This is a genomic window from Salmonella sp. SAL04157 (assembly GCF_046551635.1).
In the GTDB taxonomy this organism is placed as follows: domain Bacteria; phylum Pseudomonadota; class Gammaproteobacteria; order Enterobacterales; family Enterobacteriaceae; genus Salmonella; species Salmonella enterica.
On record NZ_JBGDVS010000005.1, the window covers coordinates 338,742 to 359,505 of the forward strand.

Here is a 20,764-nt window from a genome sequence, read left to right on the forward strand (position 1 = left end):
GTGACTCCTGTCACGCAGCGGCGGTTATTATGGCAGGAAACCTACTTTTGTTGTGGAAAATGTTCTGAAAACGTTAAAAGGAAGTGTTTTTGACCGACATAATGTGACTGTAATCGCATTCATGTAAGAAAGTTACGTAACACCAACATTAACAATATCGATTCACCTCTCTGCGTTTTTTTCTGAATTATGCATGACGACGCCTGGCGGTGAACAGATGATGCAATAATGCGACTTTCTCATCATTCTGGATAACGACATGGAAAGTGTAGCGCTTTCACGTACTACTCGCTGGGGTATGTTGCTCACCGGTTTGCTGCAGGGCGTCTTGTGCTACCTGCTGATGGCCTGGCTGGTACCACAAAATAGCGACTGGCTGTTCTATGGTATGCCTGCGACGATAGCGTTGTCGTCAATGCTATTGCTTACCGTGGTCTCTTTTAAACAGCGCGCGCTGTGGGGCTGGCTGGGGCTGATCTTTGTGGTCGTGCTGGCAATGAGCGGCTGGCTGAAATGGCAGGTTGAGGCGGTGGAGAAATGGCGCCTGGCTGAGCTCCTCTGGCTGTATGGTCTCCGGCTTGTGTTGATGGCGATGCTGGTATTGCCCTGGATGCAATATCAGCTACATTCGCAAACCGGTTCGGCGCGTTATCCCCAGTTTTATCTGCGGTTATGGCATAACGTACTGACATTGTTTATCGTCCTGGTCGCCAACGGACTGTTCTGGCTGGTGCTTCTGCTCTGGAGCGCGCTATTCAGGCTGGTGGGCATCCGCTTTTTCAGCACCCTTTTCTTTGAAACTGAAGCCTTTATTTATGTGACCATCGGCCTGATTACGGCGCTGGCGGTCATTCTCGCCCGCACGCAGTCGCGCCTTGTGGCGGCGGTGCAAAAGCTGCTGACGCTGATCGCGACGGGTTTACTGCCAGTGGTGTCGCTGCTGGCATTGCTGTTTATTGTGACGTTACCCTTTACCGGACTGGAGGCGATTTCTGCGCGTGTTTCCGCTGCGGGGCTGCTATCCACGCTGACGCTGATGCTGCTGCTCCTCGTGGCGATTGTCAACGAACCGCAAAAGCGCGTATTACCCTATCCGCGCGTACTACGCGGCATGATTAGCGCCTCGCTGTGCGTTGCCCCGATATATATGCTGCTGGCGGGCTGGGCGTTATGGGTACGCATTCAGCAATACGGCTGGACGCCGGATCGTCTGTATGGCGCGCTGACGGTGTCTGTCTTGCTGGTATGGTCCTTCGGTTATCTGATCGGTCTGTTACGCCGCGGACGCGACCCTGGTGAGTGGCAAGGCAAGGTGATACTGAGCGTCTCTTTGTTGACGCTGGTGATATTGCTGCTGCTGGCCTCGCCTGTACTTGATGTCTGGCGTATTAGCGTCAACAGCCATATGGCGCGTTACCATAGCGGTAAAATTACTGCGGATCAGATCAGTCTGTATATGCTGGATCACAGCGGCAAACCAGGCCAGGAAGCGCTGAAATCGTTGCGGGATGACGAGGCGTTTACGCAGAACAGAAAGCGCAATCGTGAACTGATGACGTTTTTGCAGAGAAATAAGGTCTCTCCGACGGCGGACGATTTAGCGCGGGTGGTGATGATTGCGCCCGGTAGCCAGAAGCCGGATGCCGCATTTTGGGCGTTTGTCAAAGAGCAGAGTTATTCGGGCGTTTCCTGCCTTGAACCGGATGCCTGCGTGCTGGTGAGTCAGGATCTTAACGGCGACGGTCAGCCTGAGCAGGTGCTGTATAACTTTATTGTTGCCGAGAGCCAGGTCTACGGCTTAAAAGAGGGGAAATGGACGCAGAAAGCGTTCGCCCGATTGCCGGACGGGTTTTCTAAGACGCAACTGTTGCACGCGATTGCCGGGCATCAGTTAGACTCAGCCCCCAAAACCTGGCGCGATATCATTGTTGATGGTCAGCGGTTGGATGTGGATTACTACAACGAGTAAGCTTTTTGCCGGATGGCGGTATAAATGCCTTATCCGGCCTACGGAGCGGGATGCTGTAGGCCAGATAAGCGCAGCGCCATCAGGCAATGACGTTGCTGACTACGAGGCGATTAGTGAACCTGTGGATCGGCAGGAGAGGCGTTGTTACGGATCTCCGCGATATCCATCGCATTGAACAGATAATGATTGCCGCAGTAATCGCAGTGCATATCGATTTCGCCTTCTTCCGCCAGAATGCTGTCCACTTCTTCATTCGGCAATGTTTTCAGCGCGCCCGCGCAACGTTCGCGTGAACAGGTGCATTTGAATTCAACATCTTGCGGATCGTAGAGCGTGACTTCTTCTTCGTGATACAAACGCCACAGCACGTCATTTGCCGGTAACGTCAGCAGCTCTTCGCTTTTAATGGTTTCCGTCAACATAGCCAGATGGTCGAAATCTTCCGCCTGCGCATTCTGTGCCGGCATCACCTGAAGCAACATTCCACCTGCCGCCGGTTTACCGTCGACATCGCCGGTACGGATAAACAGGCGCGTCGGCAACTGCTCGGAGCGCAGGAAGTAATCTTCCAGGCACGCCGCCAGAGTATCGCCTTCCAGACCCACCACGCCCTGATAGCGCTCACCCTCTTCCGGCGTAATGGTGATCACCAGATAGCCGTTGCCAACCAGCGTTTTGAGATCCGCATTGTCAGGGATGTCGCCCTGAACGCGAGCCACGCCGCGCATCTGCTGCTGATTATTGCCATTGATCACCGCCAGGCTTAACGGCCCGTCGCCCTGGAGCTGTACCGTAATGTCACCGGCAAACTTCAGCGTTGCGGTCAGCAGGCTAGTGGCGACCAGCAGTTCGGCCAGTACGGTTTTCACCGGCTGCGGGTAGGTATGATTGTCGAGGATCTGTTGCAAGGTTTCCGAAACGGTCACCAGCTCGCCGCGAACGGCAAAGTTTTCAAACAGATAACGATGTAATTGGTCATGTTGCGGCATAATCATCTCTCTTGCGGGTGACAGTTATTCGCTGTCGCCGTGTTTAAATCGTAACAGGTCGCGGCGCTCTTTCTTGTCCGGTCGCCTGTCCGGATGCGGCATGGTCAGGGCGTTAAGCTTGCGCGCCTGCGCCATTTTTTCGCGTTTTTCCACGCTTTCCGCCGTCTCTTCATACAGAGCGACGGCTTCGCTGGCCGGACGGCGCTGTTCGGTGATGGCTTTAACGATCACCGTCCGTTCGTCATTTCCCTGACGCAGGGTAAGGGTAGCGTTCAGCTCGACGATTTTGCTCGGCTTACTGCGCTGGCCGTTGTAATGCACCTTACCGCCTTCAATCATCTCGCGGGCCAGCGCGCGGGTTTTATAAAAACGCGCGGCCCACAGCCATTTATCCAGTCTGACCTCAACGGAGGACTTTTCTTTCATGGCGTCTCCTTCACATCAGCGAGGGGATCAGACGGCGGTAGTCGTTCAGAGACGGATGGCGCGTATAGTGCTTTTCCGCCAGGCCGGAATCAGGATTCGTCACGCCAAGACAGTAGCGAATACCAAACCGGGCGGCGGCGTCGAGAATCGGTTCGCTGTCATCGATAAACAGCGTTTTCTCTGCGCTTATTCCCGTTTCCTCAGTGACAGCGCGCCATAACCGCTGATCCTCTTTGGGATAACCAAATGTGTGGGTGGAAAGTAATAAATCAAGGTGTGAGGCCAGACCGGTATGCTCCAGCTTCACCGCTAGGTTATGTGGATGCGCATTGGTGAGCAGAATCCGACGTTTTCCGCTGGCTTTTAACGCATTCAGAAACGGTACGGTATCGTCGCGCAAAACGGCGCGCGGCCCTTGCGCCGTCGTCATAGCGCAAATATCCAGACCCAGACGCTCGCTCCAGTAATCCAGACAGTACCAGTTTAGCGTATGCTGTACGGCATGATACTGCTGGCGAATATATTCCTGCGCGTCCTGCGGCGAAATACCCTGCTGCGCGCCGTAGGTTTCCGGTACCAGCTTTTGCCAGAAATAGTTATCGAACGCGAGATCGAGCAGCGTGCCGTCCATATCCAGCAAAACGGTATCCACGTTTTGCCAGTCAATATCAATATGCATGGGGAACTCCAGGGTAACGCAATTTGCGCGACAGGGTAGCATACCCTGTCGCACGGCGGCGCTATCAGATGAGATTTTCCGGAGAGACGGTTAACCTGGGATTGAGGCAGCTTTCATAGTATTCCTGGATGTCCGCCATACGGGTACGGTGGCGTTGATAACGTCTGAACGCCTGAATGCCGTTGTAGACCGCGCTCACTATCATTGCCAGCATCAGCAGCGTGGTACCGAGGTAACGCCACCAGCCGGATTTATCGGGGATACGATGCAGGCTGATATGCTGCGTGCCGTTGGCATCGGTATACACGCTGGTGACAATGCCCTCGGCGCTAAATGGCGTCTGCATGAGCGTTTGCGCCAGACGCTGGAAGGCGCTCCACTGTTCCTGCGCGGGATAGTCATACAGCGGCGTTGACGGCCAGGCCTGATCAACCAGTTCGCTGCCTTCATCGCTGGCGATCAGGAATCCGCCGGGAGCGGGGCTATTCAGCGACTGGGCGGCACGCGCGGTCTCGCGAGAAATAAACGGCGCCGTTGAGGTCGTGACCAGATTTTCCAGCGACTCTGCGCTTACGGGGCGTAGCAGTACGTTGACGCCGTCCAGTTTGCCGGCGTTCGCGCGTTTCACCAGCGCGTTCCAGTCCTTACTGTTACCGAGATTAACCAGCGCATTTTTCAGGCGCACGCACTCGTCTTCCGCCGCGCACAAATCAGCGGTTTTCAGAACAATATCGCCAAAGTCATCTAATAATACCATGCCCGATTTTTGGATCGCGGAGCGTAAAGATGCGCTGACGCGCGAGTCGTCTTCGGGTTTGGGATGGAGCTGACGATTTACCGCCTGGCTTAGCGCCATCGCTTTATTCACCAGGTCTGATTCCGGCAGCGGTAGCGCAGGCGCGTCATTCCAGATGATTTGCGAGCAATCGAACGGCATAAACGGTGAGTTAGACTGCCCGCTCCAGGTCGCGCCGGAATGAATATTACACATTCCTTTACCGCTCAGGTGCAGCGTATCGCCCACCCGCACGCCAGCTTTTTCAAGCTGTTTTACCGTTGTCGCTTCAATGGTTTGCGCGCCTTTCATCCACGATAGCGTGAACTTAATTGGCATATCCAGCGGGATCCAGAACAGCAGCATAAACAACACCAGCAGCGAACCGATAGCAATAACAGTGCTGCGTAACCAGTGCTGCAACGGAAAGTTTTTCACTTCATCATGCAGGGATAAAAACCGGCCCTGGCGGGCGACATGGCGATCAAGGTAAATATCAATATCCGTTTGTTGCCCAAGATCCTGCGTAATGTAGGGTTGCCAGTGGGCAGGGTAAATAAGGTCGATGATGCCCAGGGAGATATTGTTAATCTGCTCCTGATTATTCTCCCCAAACAGTCCCCAGCGGCGGGGCGTTCCCCGCAGACAGTGAATTTCCCGCAGCGCGCTTTTCGACGGCGGCGCAAAAAGCCCCCAAAGTCCGGCTGCCAGCAGCAGGATCGCGCCGCCTATCATCCACGGTACAAAAACGTCTGGCGTTATCAGACAGAAAAAGAATAACAAAAAGGAGGCGACGATTAACAACGCTTCGCGCAAGCCAGCCGGGCGGCTGAGCGCATATTCTTCGTGGGTCTCCTGACGGATATTCAACAGCTCAATCTGCTCGCTCTCTTCGCCGCGAATCGACGCCTGCGTAGAGGCCGTATTCTGTAGCGCGTAGCCGCGCGACTCCTGCATATACTCTTGCAGCGTATGGCCGTTTAAAGAGATCACCAGCGGCAGCGTATCCGTGAGGATCAGCTCAACGTTGTTTTCATCATTGATGTACTGTTCCCAGAAAGGCGGCAGATGGACTTCGACGGAGTCGAGGTAGTAGCGCCATTTATTAGGATCGTCAGTGGTAATGCCGTAGCGGGTGATGGAGTGGGTCAGTATCACGACACTGTTGCTTTCCGCGTTCAGCGTCAGCGAGATGGGCGCAGCACTGGCACCTGTCGGCCCCGGAACTTGCTGGATCTGGCTAAGGTTATCGAGATAGTTTTCTACCGCGCTGCGCTCTTCGGGCAACAGTTTACGCGTTTGCGCGTCCTGAAAGGCGCTGATCCACGGTAAACTTCCTCGTCTGGACTTTACCCGGAACCGCCATATTGCCAGTAGAGAGCAGGCCAGCAAAGCAGCTATAAAAATCAGAATGGTGCTCATGCTTTCCCCATCTTACTAAGTCTGTTAGGCGTGGTCAGTCGCACCCTGTCCAATAAACATTTTTCTGTGGTTGGCTATCGGCAAGCGTGGAGTTGAACTTGAGCATTGTAAAGCGCATCCCAGTGAAGGCAAATCATAGCAATACCACCAAAAACGGAATATCAGCAAATTCCTGGAGTTATTTCAACCTATTGACTTTTAATTTGAAATAAGAATTAATTTTTATTACGTTACATAAATGTAAATAAACGGCAATTCGCATTGCCGAAACCGTGCGGTATGTCGCACAATGACCACAGATTACACTGCAAAGATTCTCACAATGAGCAAATCATTACAAAAACCCACCATTCTGAAAGTGGAAACCGTCGCACAATCCCGACTGTTTAACGTAGAAAGCGTGGATCTGGAGTTCAGCAACGGCGTGCGTCGCGTGTATGAACGTATGCGACCATCAACCCGTGAGGCGGTAATGATTGTGCCGATCGTTGATGAGCATCTGATTCTTATTCGTGAGTATGCGGTGGGAACCGAATCCTATGAGCTGGGCTTCTCGAAAGGATTGATCGACCCGGGCGAGACCGTTTTTGAAGCGGCGAACCGGGAGCTCAAAGAAGAGGTCGGGTTTGGCGCGCATAACCTGACCTTCTTAAAAAAACTCAGCATGGCGCCCTCTTATTTTTCCAGCAAAATGAATATCGTGGTGGCGGAAGCTCTCTATCCGGAGTCGCTGGAAGGCGACGAGCCTGAGCCATTGCCGCAGGTACGCTGGCCGCTGGCGCATTTAATGGATCTGCTGGAAGACCCCGATTTTAACGAGGCCCGCAACGTCAGCGCGCTGTTTCTGGTACGCGAGTGGTTGAAAGCGCAGGGCCGAATTGCCTGATGGCGCGGCGTTGATCAAGCCAACGGAAAGTTCGTCTCCCCGTTCGCCGTCATCCGCTAAACACAATAAAAAAGGCGCCGGAGCGCCTTTTTTGATCAGAACAGTTCGTGTGTTTCACCATTATCAATAATGGTGGTTCCCACCTCGTGTACCGCCTGTTGTGTCGGCTGCGTGCCTTCGATGAAATACTCTTCACGGCTGTTACCGCCGCTCGCCAGTTGTCCGGTACTGCGGTCGATATTCACCGTGACGATGCCCGGCGGCGGCGTTAGCGGCTGTTCCGGCACGCCTTCCAGCACGGCTTTCATATAGGCGTCCCATGCAGGTTGCGCGCTCTTCGCGCCGCCCTCATAGCCGGAGATTTGATCTTTGATCGCGCCGGAAGCGGTAGTGCGGCCTAAATCACGGCGGTGATCGTCAAAGCCGATCCATACGGAAGTGACGACGCCAGGACCATAGCCGGAGAACCATGCGTCTTTCGAGCTGTTGGTCGTACCGGTTTTGCCGCCGATATCGCGACGTTTAAGGTCGCGCGCCGCACGCCAGCCGGTACCCATCCAGCCGGGTTCGCCGAAGATATTGGTGTTCAGCGCGCTTTTGATCAGAAACGCCAGCGGCGTATTGATCACATGCGGCGCGTACTCCTGCGTGCCGTTTTGCGCGACCAGCGCCTGGTTTGCCTGTTCCAGCTCAGGCATCGGTACGGCGCTGTTTTGCTGCTCTTGCGAAACCGCGACCTCTTCCACATTGGTGTTTTCCAGCACGTCGGATTTCTGCGTATTGCCGTAAATGACCGGGATATCGCACTCCGGGCAGGCGATTTTCGGTTTCGCTTCGAAGATCACGCCGCCCTGATCGTTCTCAATCTTGCTGATGAAATACGGGTCGATCAGGAAACCGCCGTTCGCCATCACCGCATAACCGCGCGCAACCTGCATCGGCGTGAAGGAGGCGGAGCCCAGCGCCAGCGATTCGGTATGCACGATATTCTGCGCCGGGAAGCCGAAGCGTTGCAGATATTCCGCCGCATAGTCGACGCCCATGGCGCGCATGGCGCGTACCATCACCACGTTTTTCGACTGCCCCAGCCCCTGGCGTAAACGAATCGGTCCGGCGTACTGCGGCGGGGAGTTTTTCGGACGCCAGTCTGAACCTGCCCCGGCGTCCCAGCGGGAAATCGGCACATCGTTGAGCATACTGGCAAGCGTCAGCCCTTTATCCATTGCGGCGGTGTAGAGGAACGGTTTGATGTTCGACCCCACCTGACGCAAAGCTTGCGTCGCGCGGTTAAATTTACTCTGATTAAAATCGAAACCGCCGACCAGCGCCAGTACCGCGCCAGTTTGCGGGTTAAGCGAAACCAGCGCGGAGTTCACTTCCGGTACCTGCGCCAGCCACCAGTCGTTATCCACCTGACGAACCCAGATTTGCTGACCTGTCTGGACGACATCGGTAACTTTACGCGGCGTCGGCCCCTGCTGTGTATCCGAGCGGTAAGGCCGCGCCCAACGCATTCCTTCCATACGTAGCGAAACGGACGTACCGTCGGCAAGCGCAGCGGTCGCCTCTTGCGGATTAGCGCTGGTGACCACGGCGGGAAGCAGCGGTCCGTAGGTCGGCAACGCTTTCAACGTATCGGTAATTTTTTTACTGTCCCACGCCGTTTCGCCCACTTTCCATAGCACATTCGCCGGGCCGCGATAACCGTGGCGCATGTCATAGTCCAGCACGTTATTACGCACCGCCTGTTGCGCGGCCTGCTGCACTTTGCGGGTGATGGTCGTGTAAATACGATAACCATCTTCATAGGCGCTTTCGCCATAACGGTTATACATTTCCTGGCGCACCATTTCCGACAGATAAGGCGCGGAGAAGGCGATTTCCGGCGCGTGATAATTTGCGTCGATAGGTTCGCTACGGGCCTGATTGTACTGCGCCTGAGTGATATATCCCTCGCTTAACATTCGCGAAAGCACTACGTTACGGCGCGCTATCGCCCGATCCATCGAGTAGAGCGGGTTAAAGGTAGAAGGCGCTTTAGGTAGCCCGGCGATAACCGCCATTTCGCTTAGGCTAAGCTGGTCGACCGTCTTACCAAAGTAGACCTGTGCCGCCGCGCCAACGCCATAGGCGCGGTAGCCGAGATAGATCTTGTTCAGATAGAGTTCGAGGATCTCATTTTTATTCAGCAACTGCTCAATACGAATCGCCAGAAACGCTTCCTTGATCTTGCGCATCAGCGTGCGTTCGGGGCTAAGGAAGAAGTTTCGCGCCAGTTGCTGGGTAATGGTACTTGCTCCCTGCGATGCGTGACCGGAGAAGAGCGCGACGCTGGCCGCACGGAAAATACCTACCGGGTCAATGCCGTGATGCTCATAAAAGCGGCTATCTTCGGTGGCGATAAAGGCGTTGATCATTTCCGGCGGAATTTGATCGAGCGTAACGGGAATACGACGTTTTTCGCCATATTGCGCGATAAGTTCGCCATCCGCGCTGTAAACCTGCATCGGAATTTGCAAACGCACATCTTTCAATGTCGCGACGTCAGGTAGCTGCGGCTCAATATAGCGATAAAGGCCATAAATCGAGCCTGCTCCCAGCAGGATGCAACATACTGCAAGGATCAATAAATACTTTACGAACTTCACTGGAGATTTCCCATTTAGTGTCATTTGGGCAGTTTATAAACAAACGCGCGGTAGTATAAAGGCAAGCCAGACGCATTGATATACCCGTTAACGCGACGGGTGATAAGGAGATCGACCGTTATGGCTTTTAAAACCTGGCAAATAGGATTGCATATTCAGCAGCATGAAGCGTTGGCCATCGCCGTTATTCGCGGCGCATCGGGCTGGTCTCTGCAACGTTGGTGGCGACTGCCGCTGATGAACGCCTCCACGGCAGAGGGTACGATTCCTGACCCGCAATCGCTGGCTCACGTACTGCGACCCTGGAGCCGCGAGCTGCCGCTACGTCACCGTATTTATCTCTCTTTTCCCGCAAATCGGACATTGCAACGCGCTTTTCCACATCCGCCGATGCGTCTGCGGGAACGTGAGCAAGTCGCATGGCTTTCACAAACGATGGCGCGTGAGCTGGATATGGATCCGGACTTATTGCGTTTCGACTTTCAGGACGATGCGCTAAGCCCCGCGTTCAACGTTACCGCCGTGCAAAGCAAAGAAATTTCAGAGCTGTTAACGCTGGCGCAAACGCTCAATGTGCGCATCGCTGCTGTAACGCCCGATGCCTGCGCGTTACAGCGCTTGCTGCCGTTTATACCTTCGGGGCGGCAATGTCTGGTCTGGCGCGATGAGAGCCAGTGGCTGTGGGCGACGCGCTATGCGTGGGGGCGTAAATCGGCGCGCGAGGCGACGACGCTGCATGACCTTGCCGCAACATTGTCCGTCGTGCCGGAACATATTTCATTATGCGCCGAAGGCGAATTCGACCCCTGGCGCGCCGTTACCGTCCGCCAACCGCCGGTTCCGCCGGACGGTTATCGCTTTGCGATTGCGCTGGGTTTAGCCATGGGGGAGATACGCTGATGGCGCATTCTGTCAATTTGCTCCCCTGGCGGCGCCAACATTACGTAGCGCGTCTGCGGCTTTGGTGCGTGGTATGGGGCGCGTCCCTGCTGCTGATAGCAAGCCTCGCGACGATCGCCCGGTTGGTTTTTTGGCAGGAGGGGAGGATTAATGAACTGCTACTGACGGCGGAAAACGGACGCACGACGGCGCTTGCGGCGAACATACCGCAGTTGCAGCAGCGTCAGCGGCAGCAACAGGCGCGATTACAACGTCAGGCGCAGCGTGAACTGACGCAAGCCTGGCAATCTATCTTGATTGACCTTGCCAACCTGTTGCCAGAGCAGGCATGGCTGACAAGCCTCAATTATCAGCAAGAGACGCTAGAGCTGGAAGGGCTGGCGAGAACGTTTGACGCCCTGCTCACGCTTGAGACATCGCTTCGTCACTATGTCAGTTTTCCGCTAAACCGCACGGGCGCCACGCGGCAGGATGCGCAAGGGCGCTGGCAGTTCCATTATCAGTTAACGAGGAGCGCCGCCCGTGAACGCGCTCTTTGATATCTGGTACGGGATGTCGCGCCGTGGTCGGGTTTTTTGTTGGTGTGCAGGCGTGCTGTGCCTGACGCTGACGGTCGCGTTATCTGTGGGCTATCCCGGCTGGAAAACGCTGGATACGCAACAAACGCGGTTAAGCCAGCAGCGCGAGGCCGCCCGACAACAGTGGCGTCATCTGCGCCGTCTGAGCGTCGCGGCTGAACCGCTTTTCGGGCGCACCGTTGAAAATCTGCGTCCTTTTTCGCCGTTAGATTTCCAGGCTCCTCCCCTGCGTTTGCTGCACTGGCAGCCATCGGCGCAGGGGGGAGAAATGGCGCTGAAAACGTCCTGGGATGCGGTGCCGTCACTGTTTGTCCGGTTGGCCGAAAGCGAGATGAGCGTAAGTCGGTTTTCATTGCGTAGAGAGGGGGCGGAATTATTGATAACGCTGCAACTGGAGCGCCTGGCGAATGAAGGCTAGCCGTAGTGTATTGCTCTGTTTTTGTTTGCTGACGTTGACAGGAATGCGCGATCCCTTCCGCCCGCCGGAAGATCGCTGCCGGATAGCGGAACTCTCGCAGTGGCGATATCAGGGCGCGGTACGTAAAGGCGAGCGATGGACAGGCATTCTTAAAGATAGCCAGCAAAAATGGCGGCGAGTGGAAGAAGGGCAGACGCTGGAAAACGGTTGGACGATTGTCCGCCTGACGGCGGAAGCCTTAACGTTAACGACCGGTAAAAATTGTGCGCCGCCGCAGTGGCGGTGGCTACGTCAGGGAGCGGGCAATGAAGCGATGGATAGCCATAATACTGATAGTCTTGATGCCCGCCGCACAGGCGGGAAAAGCGGCGAAAGTGACGCTGGTGGTTGACGACGTCCCTGTGGTGCAGGTTTTGCAGACTTTAGCCGAGCAGGAGCGGCAGAATCTGGTGGTGTCGCCGGACGTCAGCGGGACATTATCGCTACATCTGACGGATGTGCCGTGGAAACAGGCGCTACAGACGGTGGTCAATAGCGCGGGGTTGGTGCTGCGTCAGGAGGGGAATATTCTTCATGTTCATTCACAGGCCTGGCAGAAAGAACACAGTGCGCGGCAGGATGCCGAGCGGTTAAGGCTTCAGGCTAATTTACCGCTGGAAAACCGCAGCATTAGCCTGCAATACGCCGATGCCGGCGAACTGGCGAAAGCGGGCGAGAAACTCCTGAGCGCGAAGGGAACCATCATGGTAGATAAGCGCACCAACCGCCTGCTGTTGCGCGATAACCGCGCGGCCCTGGCGGAGCTGGAAAAATGGGTATCGCAAATGGATCTGCCGGTGGCGCAGGTGGAGCTGGCGGCGCATATCGTCACCATTAACGAAAAGAGTCTACGGGAACTGGGCGTAAAGTGGACGCTGGCTGACGCGTCGCAAGCGGGCGCGGTGGGTGACGTGACGACGCTTTCCAGTGATTTATCCGTCGCCGCCGCCACCTCACGCGTCGGGTTTAATATCGGGCGCATTAACGGACGCTTGCTGGATTTAGAGCTGTCAGCGCTGGAACAAAAGCAGCAGTTGGATATTATCGCCAGCCCCCGGCTGCTGGCTTCGCATCTGCAGCCAGCCAGTATCAAGCAAGGCAGCGAAATTCCTTATCAGGTTTCCAGCGGCGAAAGCGGCGCGACCTCCGTGGAATTTAAAGAAGCGGTGCTGGGAATGGAGGTAACGCCCACCGTTTTGCAAAAAGGGCGCATCCGCCTGAAGTTACATATCAGCCAGAATGTCCCCGGTCAGGTACTACAACAGGCTGATGGTGAAGTGCTGGCGATAGATAAACAGGAAATTGAAACGCAGGTAGAGGTAAAAAGCGGCGAGACGCTGGCGCTGGGCGGTATTTTTTCGCGAAAAAATAAATCGGGTAGCGATAGCGTGCCGCTGCTGGGGGATATTCCCTGGCTTGGTCAGCTCTTCCGCCATGACGGCAAAGAGGACGAGCGACGCGAATTAGTGGTGTTTATCACCCCCAGACTGGTGGCGACAGAATAATTTATGCATAAAAAAGCGCTGTTTTTGCACTGAACGCATCTGCGGGATTTGACGTGCGGATGTATTTAGCATACAAGGAGTACCGATTTGAGAGTCGTGCTTTTCGTTGCTGACGCATTGATTAATGCGCTTTGCCTTGCCGAAGGTGTGCATAAGACCGATGATAAACGGCTGAATGTCCGCTGATGCAGACGTATTGGTTCTGCGGATTGCGCACAATTGTTTGAAAGTAGAGCAATTTGTAGGCCGGATATGTTGTTCTGGTCGCCATCCGGCAACGCTAACTCGGGTTTTGCAACAATCAGGCTTGGTGATTTATTCAGTTGCCAAACCCGCTTGAGTATTGAGATAATTTTCAGTCTGACTCTCGCAATATCTTATGAGGTTTCAGTTCATGTCCTGCTGCGCTGGGTGTCTGTGAAGCGGGTTTACCATTAACGAATAGTCTTAGTAGTACCGAAAAAATGGCAGAGAAACGCAATATCTTTCTGGTTGGGCCTATGGGTGCCGGAAAAAGCACTATTGGGCGCCAGTTAGCTCAACAACTCAATATGGAATTTTACGATTCTGATCAAGAGATTGAGAAACGAACCGGAGCTGATGTGGGCTGGGTCTTCGATGTTGAAGGTGAAGACGGCTTCCGTAATCGTGAAGAAAAAGTTATCAACGAATTGACGGAAAAACAGGGTATTGTGCTGGCAACCGGCGGTGGCTCTGTAAAATCGCGTGAAACGCGTAACCGTCTCTCCGCGCGTGGCGTCGTGGTCTACCTTGAAACGACCATCGAAAAACAACTGGCGCGCACGCAGCGTGATAAAAAACGCCCGCTGTTGCAGGTTGAAGCACCGCCTCGCGAAGTTCTGGAAGCGCTGGCTAACGAACGCAATCCGCTGTACGAAGAGATTGCCGACGTCACCATTCGCACCGACGATCAAAGCGCTAAGGTTGTGGCAAACCAGATTATTCATATGCTGGAAAGCAACTAATTCAAGCAGAATACGCTGGGTAAGCGGGCACAAGTAACTAAGGTGGATGTCGCGTCATGGAGAGGATTACAGTCACTCTCGGGGAACGTAGTTACCCGATCACCATCGCGGCTGGTTTGTTTAACGAACCAGCTTCATTCTTGCCGCTGAAATCAGGCGATCAGGTCATGTTAGTGACCAACGAAACCCTGGCGCCGCTTTATCTGGACAAGGTTCGCGGCGTACTCGAACGGGCGGGCGTTAACGTAGACAGCGTGATTCTTCCTGACGGCGAGCAGTATAAGAGCCTGACGGTGCTGGATACGGTGTTTACGGCGTTACTGAAAAAACCGCATGGTCGTGATACCACGCTGGTCGCGCTTGGCGGCGGCGTGATTGGCGATCTCACCGGTTTTGCGGCGGCCAGCTACCAGCGAGGCGTTCGTTTCATCCAGGTGCCAACTACCTTACTGTCGCAGGTTGATTCTTCCGTGGGCGGGAAAACCGCCGTCAACCATCCCCTTGGCAAAAACATGATTGGCGCGTTTTACCAACCCGCTTCTGTGGTTGTCGATCTTGATTGCCTGAAAACGCTTCCCGCACGCGAACTGGCATCGGGACTGGCAGAGGTGATCAAATACGGCATTATACTCGACGCAGACTTCTTCACCTGGCTTGAGGGTAATCTGGATGCGCTATTGCGTCTGGACGGTCCGGCGATGGCGTACTGTATTCGTCGTTGTTGCGAGCTGAAAGCCGAAGTTGTTGCCGCCGACGAGCGTGAAGCGGGCTTACGTGCTTTACTGAATCTTGGACATACCTTTGGCCACGCCATTGAAGCGGAAATGGGATATGGCAATTGGTTACATGGTGAAGCCGTTGCCGCAGGTATAGTGATGGCTGCGCGCGCATCCGAGCGTTTGGGGCAGTTCAGTTCTGCTGATACGCAGCGCATCATCGCTCTACTCGAACGGGCCGGGTTGCCAGTCAATGGCCCTTGCGAGATGTCCGCGCAGGACTATTTGCCGCACATGCTGCGAGATAAAAAAGTGTTAGCGGGGGAGCTGCGTTTAGTGCTTCCGCTGGCCATAGGGAAAAGTGAAGTGCGCGGCGGAGTGTCGCACGAAGTCGTTCTTAGCGCGATTGCTGACTGTCAGCAGGCGTAACAACAAGAAAGGTCAGACTGATATTGCGTAGATGTCAGTCTTTTAGCTTCAGGTTATGTGCAATGTCGTAAGCATTAACCTTTGAGTGGGGTGTTAAATGGATGAATTCAAACCAGAAGACGAGCTGAAACCCGATCCCAGCGATCGTCGTACTGGTCGTTCTCGTCAATCTTCAGAACGCGATAATGAGCCACAGATCAACTTTGATGACGTTGATCTGGATGCCGACGATCGCCGTCCGACGCGTACGCGTAAAGCGCGTAGTGAAGAACCTGAAGTTGAAGAAGAGTACGAATCCGATGAAGACGATACGGTGGACGAAGAGCGTGTTGAACGCCGTCCACGTAAGCGTAAAAAAGCGGCCCATAAGCCAGCCTCTCGTCAGTACATGATGATGGGCGTTGGCGTACTGGTGCTGCTGCTATTGATTATCGGTATCGGCTCCGCGCTGAAAGCCCCCTCAACGTCTTCCAGCGAGCCGTCGGCCTCTGGCGAAAAGAGTATCGATCTTTCCGGTAACGCCGCCGATCAGGCGAATGCGACCCAGCCTGCGCCGGGCGCCACCTCCGCAGAACAAACCGCGGGCAATACGTCGCAGGATATTTCGTTGCCGCCGATTTCTTCAACGCCGACGCAGGGACAGTCGCCTGTGGTCGCTGACGGTCAGCAGCGCGTGGAAGTGCAGGGCGATCTGAATAATGCGCTGACGCAGAATCCAGAGCAGATGAACAATGTTGCGGTGAACTCTACGTTGCCGACAGAGCCTGCAACCGTCGCGCCAGTTCGCAATGGCAGCACGACGCGTCAGGCGGCGGTTAGCGAACCTGCCGAGCGTCATACCACGCGTCCGGAACGTAAACAGGCCGTCATTGAACCTAAGAAACCGCAGACCACGGCGAAAACCACGACTGCGGAACCGAAGAAACCGGTCGCGCCAGTGAAACGCACGGAACCGGCAGCGCCAGCCGCGACGCCGAAAGCGACCACCACGACGGCTGCTCCGACAGCGACGGCAAGCGCTGCGCCGGTACAAACCGCGAAACCAGCGCAAGCCTCCACGACGCCTGTCGCAGGCGGCGGGAAAAGCGCCGGCAACGTTGGCGCGTTAAAGAGCGCGCCATCCAGCCACTACACATTGCAGCTCAGTAGTTCTTCAAATTACGACAACCTGAACGGTTGGGCGAAGAAAGAGAACCTGAAAAATTATGTGGTATACGAGACGACGCGTAATGGACAACCGTGGTATGTGCTGGTAACGGGGATGTATGCTTCGAAAGAAGATGCTAAACGTGCGGTGTCCACCTTACCTGCCGATGTGCAGGCGAAAAACCCGTGGGCAAAACCGTTGCATCAGGTTCAGGCCGATCTGAAATAATCCAGGCTGTGTCCTGCAATTGCCTGTGAGTGTCGCTGACAGCTATTTTTGTTCAGGACAGGCGCGAGGGGCGCATTTGCTATCGCCAAATGCGCCGTAAAGCAACGCGGCACAGCCTAAAGCGCAGGATGCTGTCGGAGCTTTCTCCACAGCCGGAGAAGGTGTAATTAGTTAGTCAGCATGAAAAAAAATCGCGCTTTTTTGAAGTGGGCAGGGGGAAAATACCCTCTGCTTGATGATATCAAACGACATTTGCCAAAAGGCGAGTGCCTTGTCGAACCTTTTGTGGGTGCCGGATCGGTGTTTCTTAACACCGACTTTTCTCGTTATATCCTCGCCGATATCAACAGCGACCTTATTAGCCTCTATAACATCGTGAAGTTACGTACTGACGAGTACGTACAGGCTTCGCGCGAGCTGTTTATGCCTGAAACTAACCAGGCTGAGGTCTATTACCAACTCCGTGAGGAGTTCAACACCTGCCAGGACCCCTTTCGTCGGGCGGTACTGTTTTTATATCTGAACCGCTACGGTTATAACGGACTCTGTCGCTATAACTTGCGCGGGGAATTTAATGTACCGTTTGGTCGTTATAAAAGACCTTACTTCCCGGAAGCGGAGTTGTACCACTTTGCAGAAAAAGCGCAGAATGCGTTCTTTTACTGTGAGTCATACGCAGACAGTATGGCGCGTGCGGACAAGTCGTCGGTGGTCTATTGCGATCCGCCTTATGCGCCGTTGTCCGCCACGGCTAACTTCACAGCGTATCACACCAATAGTTTTAGCCTGACGCAACAAGCGCATCTGGCGGAAATCGCTGAGAATCTGGTCAGTAACCGGATACCGGTGCTCATTTCCAACCATGATACGGCGCTCACACGCGAGTGGTATCAACTCGCAAAATTGCATGTCGTCAAAGTTAGACGCAGTATAAGCAGCAACGGCGGCACACGTAAAAAGGTGGACGAACTGCTGGCTCTGTACCAACCAGGAGTCGCCACGCCTGCAAGAAAATAATTCTCAAGGAGAAGCGGATGAAACAGTATTTGATTGCCCCCTCAATTCTGTCGGCTGATTTTGCTCGCCTGGGTGAAGACACCGCCAAAGCGCTGGCTGCCGGTGCTGATGTTGTACACTTTGACGTCATGGATAATCACTATGTGCCGAACCTGACTATCGGCCCGATGGTGCTGAAAGCCCTGCGTCAATACGGTATTACCGCGCCTATTGATGTCCACCTGATGGTCAAGCCAGTCGACCGTATCGTGCCCGACTTTGCCGCCGCTGGCGCGAGCATCATTACCTTTCACCCGGAAGCCTCCGAACATGTTGACCGCACGCTACAGCTGATTAAAGAGCACGGCTGTAAAGCGGGGCTGGTATTCAACCCGGCAACGCCGCTCAGTTATCTCGATTACGTCATGGACAAACTGGATGTGATCCTGCTGATGTCCGTGAACCCAGGCTTCGGCGGCCAGTCTTTTATTCCGCAGACGCTGGATAAACTGCGCGAAGTGCGTCGCCGCATTGATGCGTCCGGTTACGACATTCGCCTGGAAGTGGATGGCGGCGTGAAGGTGAACAATATCGGCGAGATCGCCGCAGCAGGCGCGGACATGTTTGTTGCAGGGTCGGCAATTTTCGATAAGCCCGACTACAAAAAAGTGATTGATGAAATGCGCAGTGAGCTGGCAAAGGTAAGTCATGGATAAGTTGCAGAATATTCGGGGCGTCGCCTTTGATCTTGACGGCACGCTGGTGGATAGCGCGCCGGGTCTTGCCGCGGCGGTGGATATGGCGCTGTATGCGCTGGAACTGCCGGTCGCGGGCGAGGAGCGCGTGATTACCTGGATTGGTAACGGCGCAGACGTATTGATGGAACGCGCGCTGACCTGGGCTCGCGAGGAGCGCGCCACGCTGCGTAAGACGATGGGGAAACCGCTCGTTGATGAAGATATTCCTGCCGAGGAACAGGTACGCATTCTGCGTAAACTGTTCGACAGGTATTATGGCGAAGTGGCGGAAGAAGGCACCTTTTTATTTCCGCATGTCGCCGACACGCTGGGCGCGCTGCACGCCAGCGGATTGTCATTAGGTTTGGTGACCAACAAACCGACGCCGTTCGTCGCGCCGTTGCTGGAATCGCTTGATATCGCCAAATACTTTAGTGTGGTTATCGGCGGCGATGATGTGCAAAATAAGAAGCCGCATCCGGAGCCGCTGTTGCTGGTGGCAAGCCGGCTGGGCATGATGCCGGAGCAGATGCTTTTTGTCGGCGATTCGCGTAATGACATTCAGGCTGCAAAAGCGGCGGGCTGCCCTTCGGTTGGCCTGACATACGGCTACAATTATGGCGAAGCGATCGCTCTTAGCGAGCCGGACGTCATTTATGACAGTTTTAACGATCTTTTGCCCGCACTTGGGCTTCCGCATAGCGATAACCAGGAAATAAAAAATGACTAAGCCCATCGTTTTTAGTGGCGCACAGCCCTCAGGTGAATTGACCATTGGCAACTATATGGGGGCATTGCGTCAGTGGGTAAACATGCAGGATGACTATCATTGCATCTACTGCATCGTAGACCAACATGCTATTACCGTACGTCAGGACGCGCAGCAGCTACGTAAAGCGACGCTGGATACGCTGGCGCTGTACCTGGCATGTGGTATTGATCCTGAAAAGAGCACTATTTTCGTTCAGTCCCATGTGCCGGAACATGCGCAGCTTGGCTGGGCGCTGAACTGCTATACCTATTTCGGCGAGCTGAGCCGTATGACGCAGTTTAAAGATAAATCTGCGCGCTATGCGGAAAACATTAACGCCGGCCTGTTTGATTACCCGGTGCTGATGGCGGCAGACATCCTGTTGTACCAAACCAATCTGGTGCCGGTAGGCGAAGATCAGAAGCAGCATCTGGAACTGAGCCGCGATATCGCCCAGCGTTTCAACGGGCTGTATGGCGATATTTTCAAAGTACCGGAACCGTTTATTCCAAAATCCGGCGCGCGCGTGATGTCGTTGCTGGAGCCGACGAAGAAAATGTCCAAATCGGACGATAACCGTAATAACGTGATCGGCCTGCTGGAAGATCCAAAATCGGTAGTGAAGAAAATCAAACGTGCGGTTACTGACTCCGACGAGCCGCCGGTAGTGCGTTATGATGTGAAAGAGAAAGCGGGTGTCTCTAACCTGCTGGATATTCTTTCCGCCGTGACCGGTCAGAGCATTCCTGAACTGGAAAAACAGTTTGAAGGTAAAATGTATGGCCATTTGAAAGGCGAAGTAGCGGAGGCGGTTTCCGGAATGTTGTCTGAGTTGCAGGAGCGCTATCACCGTTTCCGCAACGACGAAGCGTTCTTGCAGAAGGTGATGAAAGACGGGGCGGAAAAAGCCAGCGCACGTGCGGCCGAAACGCTGAAAGCCGTTTACGAAGCCATTGGCTTTGTGGCGAAACCGTAACGGTTATTGCGTGCCCGATGGCGCGAGCTTATCGGGCCTACAAACGAGCGTAAGTTGGACAAGGCATCTGCGCCGTACCGTTTATCAGACCTGTAAAAAAACCGGGAAAATCCCGGTTTTTTTGTATCTGCGCAGTCGTTTCTATTATTGATCGGCAGCCGGGCCGCAACCACCAATAATTTTAGAAATAGAAATTGCAGGGTGCAGCAAATAATCGTAGCTGCAGTTGTTTTTTTTGTTTTCGATATGACCAGTACAGGCGGTGAGCGTTGCCAGAACCCCTGCCACAACGGCAATTTTTACAAATTTGAACATGTCAAAATCCTTGTTGATAAAACGAACACTAATGGTGGAATAAATATAAGATCTATTTAGCGTATAGTACGATAGCAATTAATAAACCATGCAGGTAGTCCAAATAAGGACTTCATCTTTACCTGGAAATCTGATTTAATAAATATCCTCCGGCATAGCCGGAGGTTTTTCAGATGCGCCTGTAAGGCTCTCTTACCAGCCGCGCCCTAACAGGCGCATACGATCTGACATTTGCATCAAACTTCGTTA

At 54.2% G+C, this 20,764-nt stretch carries 20 protein-coding genes; 14 read left to right on the forward strand and 6 right to left on the reverse strand.

Annotation, left to right across the window (positions count from 1 at the left end):
- Positions 1-259 precede the first annotated feature (259 nt).
- The gene (locus ACLJRE_RS13905) at positions 260-1,969 is read left to right on the forward strand and encodes a DUF4153 domain-containing protein (protein ID WP_023212574.1); all 1,710 of its coding nucleotides are present in this window, start codon (positions 260-262) and stop codon (positions 1,967-1,969) included.
- A gap of 110 nt (positions 1,970-2,079) precedes the next feature.
- On the opposite strand, the gene hslO is transcribed toward ACLJRE_RS13905, so the two are convergent.
- The 4 genes from hslO to igaA all read right to left on the reverse strand — a co-directional run bounded on the left by hslO (position 2,080) and on the right by igaA (position 6,260).
- Positions 2,080-2,958 carry an Hsp33 family molecular chaperone HslO gene (gene hslO, locus ACLJRE_RS13910; RefSeq protein WP_023212573.1) on the reverse strand — a complete coding sequence of 293 codons (879 nt, stop codon included), beginning with the start codon at positions 2,956-2,958 and terminating at the stop codon, positions 2,080-2,082.
- Between the two features lie 24 nt (positions 2,959-2,982).
- Positions 2,983-3,384, reverse strand: a complete 402-nt coding sequence (gene hslR, locus ACLJRE_RS13915) for a ribosome-associated heat shock protein Hsp15 (RefSeq protein WP_000660721.1) — start codon at positions 3,382-3,384, stop codon at positions 2,983-2,985.
- A gap of 10 nt (positions 3,385-3,394) precedes the next feature.
- Positions 3,395-4,063 carry a GMP/IMP nucleotidase gene (gene yrfG, locus ACLJRE_RS13920; protein WP_001520508.1) on the reverse strand — a complete coding sequence of 223 codons (669 nt, stop codon included), beginning with the start codon at positions 4,061-4,063 and terminating at the stop codon, positions 3,395-3,397.
- A gap of 64 nt (positions 4,064-4,127) precedes the next feature.
- A complete protein-coding gene (igaA, locus tag ACLJRE_RS13925) occupies positions 4,128-6,260 on the reverse strand; it encodes an intracellular growth attenuator protein IgaA (protein WP_000104092.1) in 2,133 nt (710 codons plus the stop codon).
- A gap of 322 nt (positions 6,261-6,582) precedes the next feature.
- Here igaA and nudE point away from each other — a divergent pair, with 322 nt between their 5' ends.
- Positions 6,583-7,146 carry an ADP compounds hydrolase NudE gene (gene nudE, locus ACLJRE_RS13930; RefSeq protein WP_023212572.1) on the forward strand — a complete coding sequence of 188 codons (564 nt, stop codon included), beginning with the start codon at positions 6,583-6,585 and terminating at the stop codon, positions 7,144-7,146.
- A gap of 95 nt (positions 7,147-7,241) precedes the next feature.
- Here the strand turns inward: nudE and mrcA are convergent, their stop codons facing one another.
- On the reverse strand, positions 7,242-9,794 hold the full coding sequence (gene mrcA / locus ACLJRE_RS13935; protein WP_000673818.1) for a peptidoglycan glycosyltransferase/peptidoglycan DD-transpeptidase MrcA: 2,553 nt from the start codon (positions 9,792-9,794) through the stop codon (positions 7,242-7,244).
- 120 nt (positions 9,795-9,914) lie between these two features.
- On the opposite strand from mrcA, the gene ACLJRE_RS13940 reads away from it, so the two are divergent.
- The 12 genes from ACLJRE_RS13940 (at position 9,915) to trpS (ending at position 20,200) form a co-directional block, all read left to right on the forward strand.
- Complete coding sequence (locus ACLJRE_RS13940) at positions 9,915-10,694, forward strand: hypothetical protein (RefSeq protein ID WP_000874748.1); 780 nt, start codon at positions 9,915-9,917, stop codon at positions 10,692-10,694.
- Positions 10,694-11,233 carry a PilN domain-containing protein gene (locus tag ACLJRE_RS13945; RefSeq protein WP_000951385.1) on the forward strand — a complete coding sequence of 180 codons (540 nt, stop codon included), beginning with the start codon at positions 10,694-10,696 and terminating at the stop codon, positions 11,231-11,233. Before ACLJRE_RS13940 ends, ACLJRE_RS13945 begins: the two co-directional genes overlap by 1 nt.
- Complete coding sequence (locus tag ACLJRE_RS13950) at positions 11,217-11,690, forward strand: hypothetical protein (protein WP_023212571.1); 474 nt, start codon at positions 11,217-11,219, stop codon at positions 11,688-11,690. Before ACLJRE_RS13945 ends, ACLJRE_RS13950 begins: the two co-directional genes overlap by 17 nt.
- Positions 11,680-12,081, forward strand: coding sequence for a HofP DNA utilization family protein (locus ACLJRE_RS13955; protein WP_000648142.1), 402 nt, complete (start codon positions 11,680-11,682; stop codon positions 12,079-12,081). The genes ACLJRE_RS13950 and ACLJRE_RS13955 overlap by 11 nt, the downstream gene beginning before the upstream one ends.
- Positions 11,996-13,234, forward strand: a complete 1,239-nt coding sequence (gene hofQ, locus ACLJRE_RS13960; RefSeq protein WP_000832822.1) for a DNA uptake porin HofQ — start codon at positions 11,996-11,998, stop codon at positions 13,232-13,234. Before ACLJRE_RS13955 ends, hofQ begins: the two co-directional genes overlap by 86 nt.
- A gap of 464 nt (positions 13,235-13,698) precedes the next feature.
- A complete protein-coding gene (gene aroK, locus ACLJRE_RS13965; RefSeq protein WP_000818621.1) occupies positions 13,699-14,220 on the forward strand; it encodes a shikimate kinase AroK in 522 nt (173 codons plus the stop codon).
- 56 nt (positions 14,221-14,276) lie between these two features.
- Entirely contained in the window at positions 14,277-15,365 is a 1,089-nt protein-coding gene (gene aroB, locus ACLJRE_RS13970) for a 3-dehydroquinate synthase (protein ID WP_000439824.1), read from the forward strand.
- A gap of 97 nt (positions 15,366-15,462) precedes the next feature.
- Positions 15,463-16,740: a cell division protein DamX gene (damX, locus tag ACLJRE_RS13975; RefSeq protein WP_000343142.1), complete on the forward strand. Its 1,278-nt coding sequence runs from the start codon at positions 15,463-15,465 to the stop codon at positions 16,738-16,740.
- Positions 16,741-16,920: 180 nt separating this feature from the next.
- A complete protein-coding gene (gene dam, locus ACLJRE_RS13980) occupies positions 16,921-17,757 on the forward strand; it encodes an adenine-specific DNA-methyltransferase (protein ID WP_000742132.1) in 837 nt (278 codons plus the stop codon).
- A 17-nt stretch (positions 17,758-17,774) separates the two neighbouring features.
- Positions 17,775-18,452 carry a ribulose-phosphate 3-epimerase gene (gene rpe, locus ACLJRE_RS13985; RefSeq protein WP_023212570.1) on the forward strand — a complete coding sequence of 226 codons (678 nt, stop codon included), beginning with the start codon at positions 17,775-17,777 and terminating at the stop codon, positions 18,450-18,452.
- Entirely contained in the window at positions 18,445-19,203 is a 759-nt protein-coding gene (gene gph, locus ACLJRE_RS13990; protein ID WP_023212569.1) for a phosphoglycolate phosphatase, read from the forward strand. Before rpe ends, gph begins: the two co-directional genes overlap by 8 nt.
- Complete coding sequence (gene trpS, locus ACLJRE_RS13995) at positions 19,196-20,200, forward strand: tryptophan--tRNA ligase (protein ID WP_000165562.1); 1,005 nt, start codon at positions 19,196-19,198, stop codon at positions 20,198-20,200. Before gph ends, trpS begins: the two co-directional genes overlap by 8 nt.
- Before the next feature lie 144 nt (positions 20,201-20,344).
- On the opposite strand, the gene ACLJRE_RS14000 is transcribed toward trpS, so the two are convergent.
- Positions 20,345-20,515, reverse strand: coding sequence for a YhfL family protein (locus ACLJRE_RS14000; RefSeq protein ID WP_000472323.1), 171 nt, complete (start codon positions 20,513-20,515; stop codon positions 20,345-20,347).
- Positions 20,516-20,764: the final 249 nt, after the last annotated feature.

What these genes read in the sequence shown, in the direction of transcription:
- yrfG (WP_001520508.1), bottom strand. Translation starts at nt 4,063, where the DNA reads ATGCATATTGATATTGACTGGCAAAACGTGGATACCGTTTTGCTGGAT.
- ACLJRE_RS13940 (WP_000874748.1), top strand. Translation starts at nt 9,915, where the DNA reads ATGGCTTTTAAAACCTGGCAAATAGGATTGCATATTCAGCAGCATGAA.
- hslO (WP_023212573.1), bottom strand. Translation starts at nt 2,958, where the DNA reads ATGCCGCAACATGACCAATTACATCGTTATCTGTTTGAAAACTTTGCC.
- ACLJRE_RS13945 (WP_000951385.1), top strand. Translation starts at nt 10,694, where the DNA reads ATGGCGCATTCTGTCAATTTGCTCCCCTGGCGGCGCCAACATTACGTA.
- damX (WP_000343142.1), top strand. Translation starts at nt 15,463, where the DNA reads ATGGATGAATTCAAACCAGAAGACGAGCTGAAACCCGATCCCAGCGAT.
- gph (WP_023212569.1), top strand. Translation starts at nt 18,445, where the DNA reads ATGGATAAGTTGCAGAATATTCGGGGCGTCGCCTTTGATCTTGACGGC.
- ACLJRE_RS13955 (WP_000648142.1), top strand. Translation starts at nt 11,680, where the DNA reads ATGAAGGCTAGCCGTAGTGTATTGCTCTGTTTTTGTTTGCTGACGTTG.
- dam (WP_000742132.1), top strand. Translation starts at nt 16,921, where the DNA reads ATGAAAAAAAATCGCGCTTTTTTGAAGTGGGCAGGGGGAAAATACCCT.
- aroK (WP_000818621.1), top strand. Translation starts at nt 13,699, where the DNA reads ATGGCAGAGAAACGCAATATCTTTCTGGTTGGGCCTATGGGTGCCGGA.
- rpe (WP_023212570.1), top strand. Translation starts at nt 17,775, where the DNA reads ATGAAACAGTATTTGATTGCCCCCTCAATTCTGTCGGCTGATTTTGCT.
- trpS (WP_000165562.1), top strand. Translation starts at nt 19,196, where the DNA reads ATGACTAAGCCCATCGTTTTTAGTGGCGCACAGCCCTCAGGTGAATTG.
- hofQ (WP_000832822.1), top strand. Translation starts at nt 11,996, where the DNA reads ATGAAGCGATGGATAGCCATAATACTGATAGTCTTGATGCCCGCCGCA.
- aroB (WP_000439824.1), top strand. Translation starts at nt 14,277, where the DNA reads ATGGAGAGGATTACAGTCACTCTCGGGGAACGTAGTTACCCGATCACC.
- ACLJRE_RS13905 (WP_023212574.1), top strand. Translation starts at nt 260, where the DNA reads ATGGAAAGTGTAGCGCTTTCACGTACTACTCGCTGGGGTATGTTGCTC.
- nudE (WP_023212572.1), top strand. Translation starts at nt 6,583, where the DNA reads ATGAGCAAATCATTACAAAAACCCACCATTCTGAAAGTGGAAACCGTC.
- ACLJRE_RS14000 (WP_000472323.1), bottom strand. Translation starts at nt 20,515, where the DNA reads ATGTTCAAATTTGTAAAAATTGCCGTTGTGGCAGGGGTTCTGGCAACG.
- igaA (WP_000104092.1), bottom strand. Translation starts at nt 6,260, where the DNA reads ATGAGCACCATTCTGATTTTTATAGCTGCTTTGCTGGCCTGCTCTCTA.
- hslR (WP_000660721.1), bottom strand. Translation starts at nt 3,384, where the DNA reads ATGAAAGAAAAGTCCTCCGTTGAGGTCAGACTGGATAAATGGCTGTGG.